This is a genomic window from Flavobacterium sp. (assembly GCF_043760115.1).
GTDB lineage: Bacteria > Bacteroidota > Bacteroidia > Flavobacteriales > Flavobacteriaceae > Flavobacterium.
In genome coordinates this window covers 1-9553 of sequence record NZ_JAYUPK010000030.1, presented here as the reverse complement: position 1 = coordinate 9553, position 9553 = coordinate 1, and the positions used below count along the sequence as shown (strand labels likewise).

Below are 9553 nucleotides of genomic sequence, written 5' to 3'. Positions count from 1 at the left end.
TTTTTCCTAATTTCATCAAAAATAGACACTTTATTTTCACTATTTTTGAACCGAAATGTATATTTTGGAAAATTGAGTTGTTGCATCTCACAAAAGTAAATAAAATTTGAATTTATTCAAATGTAAAACTTTTATACTGAACACTGCAACTGAACACTGAATACTAAAAAAATACTGAAATAAATTCAGCATAAATGGATGAAATAGTAAAAATTGTAAACGATATAAAAGCTGGAAATATAAAACCAATTTATTTTTTAATGGGTGAAGAACCTTATTATATTGATAAACTATCAGATTATATTGAAGATAATATTTTGTCTGAAGAGGAGAAAGGTTTTAATCAAACCATACTTTACGGAAGAGATGTAACCATTGATGATGTCATTGGAACTGCCAAACGTTATCCAATGATGGCAGAACGTCAAGTGGTAATTGTAAAAGAAGCACAAGATTTATCAAGAACTATCGAAAATATTGAAAAATATGCCGAAAACCCAATGGAATCTACAGTGTTAGTTTTTTGCTACAAATATAAAACGCTTGATAAACGAAAAAAAGCACTAAAAAACATTGTAAAAACTGGATTGGTTTATGAAAGTAAAAAACTATATGAAAACCAAGTAGGACAATGGATAACAAGAGTTTTACAAGGAAAAGGATATACTATAGAAGCAAAAGCTAATGCAATGTTAGTAGAATTTTTAGGTAACGATTTAAGTAAAATTAATAATGAATTAGAAAAACTTCAAATAATTTCACCTAAAGGAAGTTTAATATCCGCCAAAAATATTGAAGAAAATATCGGATTTAGTAAAGATTTTAATGTGTTTGAATTGCAAAATGCCATTGGATCTAAAAATCAAGTAAAAGCATATCAAATTGTACAATATTTCTCAGATAATCCAAAGGATAATCCAATGGTTGTTACTACAAGTCTTATTTTTAGTTATTTTATAAAAGTTTTAAAATACCACGGATTAAAAGATAGAAATCCTGTAAATGTGGCTAAAGTTTTAGGCGTAAGTCCGTTTTTTATAAAAGATTATGATGTGGCATTGAAAAATTATCCAATGAAAAAAGTTAGTTCTATTGTAAATACCTTGCGCGACATTGACGTAAAAAGTAAAGGTGTAGGCGCAAATGCATTACCAACTCACGATTTACTTAAAGAAATGTTGGTTAAAATTTTTAATTAATTTTTTCAGTAGTAATTTCCAGCTAACCATTTCAAGTCCTCGCAAAAAGTTTTATTTTTCTAAACAATAAAAGAGCTTCCGTTGGTCGCTTTTTATTATCAAGAAAAATAAAACTTTTTTGCTGTGGGCTTTCCATTTTTATCTGGGCTAGCAATACAATAAATAATAAAATAGTATTAATTTCAATAATTTTTTTTAAAAAATGTATCTTTGTATTCCAAAAAAAATAATAAAATGGGAATGAATAAAAATACAGTTCTAGGTTGGGCAACTTTTATAATGATAATTATGGGATTGATCCTTTTGGCATTAGCTGCTTTTAGATATGATGATACCGCAGGTTGGGGTTTTGCAGCTGTTGGTGTTGGTTTTTTAGCAAATGCTTGGGTTTTTAGTTCCTTAAAAGGAAGAGTTTAATTAAATTTTAGATATTAGATTTTAAATATCAAATATCTAAAAACAACATCAAAATTTAATAATTTTAAGCTTTCAAACAATATTAAACTTTTAAACAATTTCAAATATTTAAACAATAAATTAATAAAATGTCAGACGATAAAAAAGTAATATTTTCAATGCAAAAACTGAGTAAAACCTACTCAAGCAGTGATAAACAAGTTTTAAAAAATATTTATTTAAGTTTCTTTTACGGAGCTAAAATTGGAATTTTGGGTTTAAACGGTTCAGGAAAATCATCATTATTAAAAATTATAGCTGGTGTTGATAAAAATTATCAAGGTGATGTTGTTTTTCAACCAGGTTATACTGTTGGATATTTAGAACAAGAACCAAATCTTGATGATTCTAAAACAGTAATCGAAATTGTTAAAGAAGGAGTTGCAGAAACTATGGCAGTTTTGGATGAATTTAATCAAATAAATGATAGTTTTGGTTTGCCAGAAGTGTATGAAGATGCAGATAAAATGCAGAAATTAATGGACAGACAAGCCGATTTACAAGACAAAATTGATGTGCTTGGTGCTTGGGAAATTGATACAAAACTAGAAATTGCAATGGACGCTTTGAGAACTCCAGAAGGCGATACACCAATAAAAAATCTTTCTGGTGGTGAGAGAAGAAGAGTTGCATTGTGTAGATTATTATTACAACAGCCAGATGTTTTATTATTAGACGAACCAACCAATCACTTGGATGCAGAATCGGTTCTTTGGCTAGAACAACACTTGGCGCAATATGCTGGAACTGTAATTGCAGTTACGCACGATAGATATTTCTTAGATAATGTTGCAGGTTGGATTTTAGAATTAGATAGAGGAGAAGGAATTCCTTGGAAAGGAAATTATTCTTCTTGGTTGGATCAAAAATCTAGCAGAATGGCACTAGAAGAAAAAGTAGCTTCTAAACGTAGAAAAACTTTAGAACGAGAGTTGGATTGGGTTCGTCAAGGTTCTAAAGGTAGACAAACTAAGCAAAAAGCACGTTTACAAAACTATGATAAATTACTTAACGAAGACCAAAAACAATTGGATGAAAATCTAGAAATTTATATTCCAAATGGTCCAAGATTAGGAACAAATGTTATAGAAGCTAAAAATGTTGCCAAAGCATTTGGAGATAAATTATTATACGATAATTTAAATTTTACGTTACCTCAAGCAGGAATTGTTGGAATAATTGGACCAAATGGTGCAGGAAAATCAACTATTTTTAGAATGATTATGGGAGAACAAGAAACAGATTCTGGAGAATTTTCTGTTGGAGAAACTGTAAAAATTGCCTACGTAGATCAAGCACACTCTAATATTGATCCTAATAAATCTATTTGGGAAAACTTTTGTGATGGTCAAGAATTAATAATGATGGGAGGAAAGCAAGTAAATTCTCGTGCGTATCTTTCTAGATTTAATTTTGGCGGAAGCGATCAAAATAAAAAAGTTGCCACACTTTCTGGTGGAGAACGAAACAGATTGCATTTAGCAATGACTTTAAAAGAAGAAGGAAATGTACTTTTACTTGATGAGCCAACAAATGATTTAGATATAAATACGTTACGAGCATTGGAAGAAGGTTTAGAAAATTTTGCTGGATGTGCCGTAGTAATTTCTCACGATAGATGGTTTTTAGACAGAATTTGTACTCACATTTTAGCATTTGAAGGAGATTCTGAAGTTTATTACTTTGAAGGTGGATTTTCAGAGTATGAAGAAAATAAAAAGAAACGTCTTGGTGGTGATTTAACACCAAAACGATTAAAATATAAAAAGTTAATAAGAAATTAATTATATTTGCATCAAATCCCAATTAATTTTGGGATTTTTTATGTAATAATACTACTAATTGTCTTAAAAGATATTTAGTAACAAGACCAAACTTTTGAAAATTAAAAACGCTAGAATCCTACTTATAGTACTGTTTTTTTTTCAATTTGCTTTTTCACAAGGACAACTTCGTTCTAAAAAGCAAATTGAAAAATTGCTATTCGATGCAGGAAATTCATTTTATAATCTAGAGGTAGAAAAATCATTAAATCTTTCTAAAGAAGCATTAAATTATGCTCACGAAATTAATGATGATGTTTTAATGGCAAAAGCATATAATATAATTGGATTAAATTTTCAAGAATTTTATAATGATAATAAAGCCATTAGTTTTTTTGAAAAAGCACTTTATCATGCCAATAAAACTGAAAATGATTCCATTAAAGATTGGATAAATAACAATCTAGGAAATATTTATACCTATAAAAAAATAGATTTTAATAAAGGAATAAATTATTATAAAAAAGGATTATTTTATGCTGAGAAGATAAATGATTCTATAGAAATAATGTACACGAATCTTAATATTTCAAGTGCATATTTTGCCGAGAAAGATTTTAAAAGTGGAATTAAATATTTAAATAATTCTAAAAGCTTTGTTGAAAAGAGCAATCAATTAGAAGCTGAAATTTCATTAAATTCACAATATGGTTCTTATTACAGTCATTTAAACAATAATGAAAAAGCAGAATATCATTTCAATAGAGCTTTGGAATACGGTAAACAAAGTAAATCTGAACTTTTAAATTCTAATATTGCAGATGTATATTTTGATTTATCAGAACATTATAAAAAAAATAATCAATTTGAAAAAGCATTAAATTTTTTATCATTACACAAGGAATTAACAGAAAAAGTTTATAATCAAGAACGTATAAATAAAGTTAAAATTGCTGGAAGCGAAATAGAATCTGACGAATATAAAAGACAAATTGATAGAATTGAAGATGAAAAACACGAGCAATCTAAAGATTTAAAAGAATCTAAATTAATTGTTTTGTTGTTTGTAATTATATTTTTAATTCTATTATTACTAATTTATTCATTGTATAAAAACAATAAATATAGAGAATTAACGAATTCTGAATTAAAAATAACCAATCAGGAACTACAAATTGCTAAAGAAAAAGCCGAAGTTGCTTCGCAATTAAAAACACAATTTGTGTCTACTATAAGTCACGAACTACGAACGCCACTTTATGGAGTTGTTGGAATTACCAATATAATTATTGACGAACATAAAGAGTTGGCGAACAGTCCACACTTAAATTCTTTAAAATTTTCTGCACGTTACTTACTTTCATTAGTTAATGATTTACTTCAAATAAATAAAATTGAAGAAAATAAAATTACGCTAGAAAATATGATTTTTAATCTAAATGATGAAATTCATACTATTGCAGATTCATTAGAATTTATTGCTTTAAAGAATAATAATAAATTGATAACTAATTTAGATTCTAGCATTCCAGAAGCATTAATTGGAGACAAACTTAGACTTTCTCAAGTATTTATGAACTTGGTGAGTAACGCTTTAAAATTTACAAAAGATGGAGAAGTAAAAATTTCTGCAACAATTGATAAAGTAGAAGCATCAAAGCATTTTATAAAATTTGAAGTAAAAGATACAGGAGTTGGAATTGCAGATGAAGATCAATCTAAAATATTTGAAAAATTTGTACAAATAGAACGAAAAGAAGGCGATTATCAAGGAACAGGTTTAGGATTGTCTATTGTTCAAAAATTAACAGAATTATTTGATAGTAAAATAGAATTAAAAAGCAAACTTGGTGAAGGCACAACTTTTAGTTTTATTATTGGTTTTGAAGCAGATGAAAGTAAAAAGAATGAAATAATTAATAATATTGAAGTAGATTTATCATCTAACTATTTTTATAGAATTCTTGTTGTAGAAGACAATAAAATAAATCAGGTTGTAACCAAGAAGATTTTAGAAAACAATAATTTTAAATGCAAAATTATTGATGATGGTTATGCCGCAATAGAATTACTTGAAAAAGAAATGTTTGATATTATTTTAATGGATATTAATATGCCAATTATAAATGGTTTTGATACCACAAAACTTATTCGAAAAAAAGGATATAAATTACCAATTATTGCACTTACAGCATTTGACAAACAAGAAGTTACAGAACAAGCAATTTCTGCAGGAATGAATGATATAATTGTAAAACCGTTCGAACCAGCTAAACTTTTTCAAGTAATAAATAATTTATTGGTAAAATAATTAATACCAACGTTTTTTATTTTGTTTAGAAGCAACCGATTTTCTTGAGTTGGTTTCTTTATTTTTATTTCTTAAATCTGGTTTTGCATCTGGATCTTCTGGAACATCAGTGTAAGGATATGGATGATCTTTTTCTACTTTAACATTAATTTTAATTAATTTTTCAATATCTTTCCAGTAACCCAATTCGTCTTTGGCGCAAAAAGATATTGCTAAACCACTGTTTCCTGCTCTTCCAGTTCTACCAATTCGGTGAACATAGGTTTCTGGAATATTTGGTAAATCTAAATTTACAACATAAGGTAAACTTTCAATATCAATTCCTCGAGCTGCAATATCTGTAGCCACAAGTACTGAAATTTCTTTATTTTTAAAACTTTCTAAAACACGTTGTCTTGCATTTTGCGATTTGTCTCCATGAATTGCTTCTGCCAAAACACCATTTTTCTTCAATGCTTTTACAACATTATCTGCGCCATGTTTTGTTCTCACAAATACCAAAACGTTTTCTATTTTATCATTTCTAATAATGTGATATAATAATTTACGTTTGTCTTCTTTACCAACAAAATATATTTTTTGATTCACATTTTCTGCTGTGCTAGAAACTGGAGTAACCGAAACATACTTAGGTTTTCTTAAAAAAGTATCTGCAAGTTCTCTTATTGCCATTGGCATTGTAGCCGAAAACAAAAGCGTTTGACGATTATCTGGTGTAAGTTTTACAATTTTTTTTACATCGTTAATAAAACCCATATCAAGCATTTGATCGGCTTCGTCAAGAACTAAAAAATGTAAAAAATCTAAATCTATAAATCCTTGTTTGTGTAAATCTAATAATCTTCCTGGCGTTGCAATTAAAATATCAACTCCTTTTTTAAGTTGATCTACTTGCGACATTTGATTTACGCCACCAAAAACAACCATTGATCTAATATTGGTATATTTTCCGTAGGTATTAAAACTTTCGTCAATTTGAATTGCAAGTTCACGAGTAGGCGTAACTACAAGTGTACGTATAACTTTTTGTTTGGTAGATGAACCAGCAATTTTGTGTAAATAATTAAGAATTGGAATTGCAAAAGCGGCTGTTTTTCCTGTTCCTGTTTGTGCGCAACCTACTAAATCTGTACCTTCTAGAATAATTGGAATGGCTTGTTCTTGTATTGGTGTTGGATTTTCGTAACCTTCTTCAACAAGAGCTTGTTGAATATTTTTTATTAAATGTAATTCGCTAAATGTCATAAATGTAAAATCCTATAAATAGTATAAGATTTTGCAAAGATAGTGTTTATTATAAAGTTTAATTTAAAATATCAAATAGAAATTCTGGAGAAAAATCTGCACCATTTTCCCATTCTAACGTTCAAGAATTTAATTTAAAATTTTTAAAATTTTCTAATTTTTTTAAATGTTTATAAATATTTTTATCTAAATGATTTTTAAAATCAATTATACCTTTTTCTTTACTATTAAATTCTATTTCTATTAAATATTCTTCTAAGTAATTAGCTCTAATTATCCAAAGTAATGACATATTTAATTATTTTAAATGTCCAATTTTATATTATTTCCATTTCCAGTCTAATTCTAAATTTTGTTTAATTTTAAATTTGTCCGAGATGTATTTTAATTCAACTTTCAGTTCTTCTAGATTTTCAACTTTTGATTTTGGAATTACAAAACTTTGATTAGAATTAAATTTTAGAAAAATATAATCTCCAATTTCGTTAAACTCTTCTAATGCTGAATATTTTACTTTAGATTCACAATTAGAATCATATGTAATAATTTCATATTCTAAAAATTCTATAACTGAACTTTTCCCAATTGTGTTTATAAATGTTTCTTTAATAAATTTCTTATAGTGGTTTTTATAATAGTTTCGTTGATAATATGGATATAAAATTAAGCTTAACATTCCTAATATAATAAAATAGTAAAACAAAATATTATTTTCATTTTGTTTAAATAAAAAACCTATCAAAATAAATGTGAAGGATAATATAATCCAACTTTTTATTCTTTGTTTCTTAATTCTTTCAGATTTTGTTGCTGTGTAAAGCTGATATTGTAAATAATCATTTTCATTTAACTCGTATTTTAATTTCATTTTTATAAATTATATTTTATAGTTTGAATAAATCAAATTATAATATTTTCAAACAACTTCAATTAAACTAGTTTTAGCTTTAATAAAATCAGTAACTAAATAGCCAATTAATTTTCCAACAAGATGATTATTTTTATCATTATCTAAACTTGGTGCGCCTTCGCAAATGTGTAAATAAGTCGCATTTTCATTTTTTCCAAAATAGTAAATAAATCTGCGTAATTCTTCTACAGAAAATCCGCTTAAAGTCATCGCACTACTAGGAATATTTGGAATTGCATCTAGGTCAATTTCTATACCAAAAAAGTCATTATTGATAAAGTTTTTAGCATACAATAATTCGTTTTCAAATGATTTTTCTTTTCTAATATTTACCTCGTCATAAGTATTAAATTGAACTCGTTCTTGTAGTTTTTTCAACTCTGTTAAAACACTTTTAGACGTATAACTTTCGTGCAATCCAAATATAAAATATTTCTTTAAAAATCCTTCTTCAAAGGCATAAGAAAATCCGTTTCCGCTGTGTCTTCCTTCTAGAATTCTAAAATCAGAATGTGCATCAAAGTTTATAGCATTAATAGGTTTTCCTTTTGCTAAAGCTGTTCCTTTAATATTTCCGTATGCATTATTATGTCCGCCACCAATAATTATAGGCGTTTTTCCTGCTTTTACAATTTGAGTAATAATATGAGCAACTTCTTTGTCAATTTTTACTACAAGGTCGCTCATCTTTTTTCGATCATCAGTTTTATTAAAATCTAAATTTTGAACTTCTAGCATTTCTACAGAAGCATCAAGATGACCTAAAACCACAATTTGCGAACCTTTATTAAAGCGATTGTGTTGAATGTTTGCAATACTTTTTATAGCGCTTTCCCAAGCTGAATTTGTTCCAGGACGACCATAATTGGCTCTAACACCAATGTCTTCTGGTATTCCGAACAAAACAAATTGTTGTTCACAGCTAACTAAAAACGGAATAATGTCGGCATCATTAGGAATTACCGTCATTTTTTCTCCAAATTTAACTTCACCACTTCTGTAATTTGTAATCTTAGATAAACAGGAAGATGTAAAACGAATTAGCTTGTCCATAAAAAAAACTTTGCTTCAAAAATACTATAATTGTATAAACTTACGTTATAGTATCTACTAATAATTTTGTTTAAAAAGAAAGCTATGGAAAATCAAGAAAATCAACAAAGTAAATCGCCATTAAAAGCAGTAGTAATTGTATTGGCATTGTTATTATTGGGAAGTTTATTTTACATTTTTAAATTAACTAATGATGCTAAATCGTTAGAAACTACTGTAAGTAAGACTCTTACAGAGAAAGAAACTGTAATGAAAGATTTAAGTGAGCTTAAAGCTACTTATGATGCTGCTATTGCAGAAAACACATCAATGTCTGACGAATTAATTGCAGAAAGAGAAAAAGTAGTTGGATTGATGACGCAACTAGAACGATCTAAAGGTGATGTTGCATCAATGTCTAAGTACAAACAACAAGTTGCAGGATTGCAAAGTAAAATGAATAATTTAATTGCAGAAGTTGAAACTTTGAAAAAGGAAAATGCAGGATTGACAACCAATCTTGACAGTACAAATGTAATTTTAGCAGAATCTAAAAATTACAATCAAACTCTTGTTGGTCAAAACGAAGAGTTGTCTAAAACAGTAGAAAAAGCGTCTAAGTTGACTGTTTTAAACT

The 9553-nt window shown here is 27.6% G+C and carries 8 protein-coding genes and 2 pseudogenes; 5 read left to right on the top strand and 5 right to left on the bottom strand.

Annotated features, from left to right (window positions below; genetic code table 11):
- Positions 1 to 86, bottom strand: a pseudogene (locus ACH2BC_RS02740) (restriction endonuclease subunit R); the annotation flags it as partial.
- 108 nt (positions 87 to 194) lie between these two features.
- Between ACH2BC_RS02740 and holA the strand changes: the two are divergent.
- The 4 genes from holA to ACH2BC_RS02720 all read left to right on the top strand — a co-directional run bounded on the left by holA (position 195) and on the right by ACH2BC_RS02720 (position 5729).
- On the top strand, positions 195 to 1199 hold the full coding sequence (gene holA / locus ACH2BC_RS02735) for a DNA polymerase III subunit delta (protein ID WP_395052455.1): 1005 nt from the start codon (positions 195 to 197) through the stop codon (positions 1197 to 1199).
- A 234-nt stretch (positions 1200 to 1433) separates the two neighbouring features.
- Positions 1434 to 1616, top strand: coding sequence for a CAL67264 family membrane protein (locus ACH2BC_RS02730; protein ID WP_395052454.1), 183 nt, complete (start codon positions 1434 to 1436; stop codon positions 1614 to 1616).
- Between the two features lie 128 nt (positions 1617 to 1744).
- On the top strand, positions 1745 to 3439 hold the full coding sequence (gene ettA / locus ACH2BC_RS02725) for an energy-dependent translational throttle protein EttA (RefSeq protein ID WP_395052453.1): 1695 nt from the start codon (positions 1745 to 1747) through the stop codon (positions 3437 to 3439).
- A 94-nt stretch (positions 3440 to 3533) separates the two neighbouring features.
- The gene (locus ACH2BC_RS02720; protein WP_395052452.1) at positions 3534 to 5729 is read left to right on the top strand and encodes a response regulator; all 2196 of its coding nucleotides are present in this window, start codon (positions 3534 to 3536) and stop codon (positions 5727 to 5729) included.
- Here ACH2BC_RS02720 and ACH2BC_RS02715 read toward each other — a convergent pair whose 3' ends face one another.
- From ACH2BC_RS02715 to ACH2BC_RS02700, 4 genes are all read right to left on the bottom strand, one after another.
- A complete protein-coding gene (locus ACH2BC_RS02715; protein WP_395052451.1) occupies positions 5730 to 6974 on the bottom strand; it encodes a DEAD/DEAH box helicase in 1245 nt (414 codons plus the stop codon). It lies immediately after the preceding gene.
- A 121-nt stretch (positions 6975 to 7095) separates the two neighbouring features.
- A complete protein-coding gene (locus ACH2BC_RS02710; RefSeq protein WP_395052450.1) occupies positions 7096 to 7266 on the bottom strand; it encodes a hypothetical protein in 171 nt (56 codons plus the stop codon).
- A gap of 30 nt (positions 7267 to 7296) precedes the next feature.
- Complete coding sequence (locus ACH2BC_RS02705) at positions 7297 to 7842, bottom strand: YcxB family protein (RefSeq protein ID WP_395052449.1); 546 nt, start codon at positions 7840 to 7842, stop codon at positions 7297 to 7299.
- 48 nt (positions 7843 to 7890) lie between these two features.
- Positions 7891 to 8937, bottom strand: a complete 1047-nt coding sequence (locus ACH2BC_RS02700; protein ID WP_395052448.1) for a formimidoylglutamase — start codon at positions 8935 to 8937, stop codon at positions 7891 to 7893.
- 84 nt (positions 8938 to 9021) lie between these two features.
- On the opposite strand from ACH2BC_RS02700, the pseudogene ACH2BC_RS02695 reads away from it, so the two are divergent.
- Positions 9022 to 9553 (top strand): annotated as a pseudogene (locus ACH2BC_RS02695) (hypothetical protein); the annotation flags it as partial.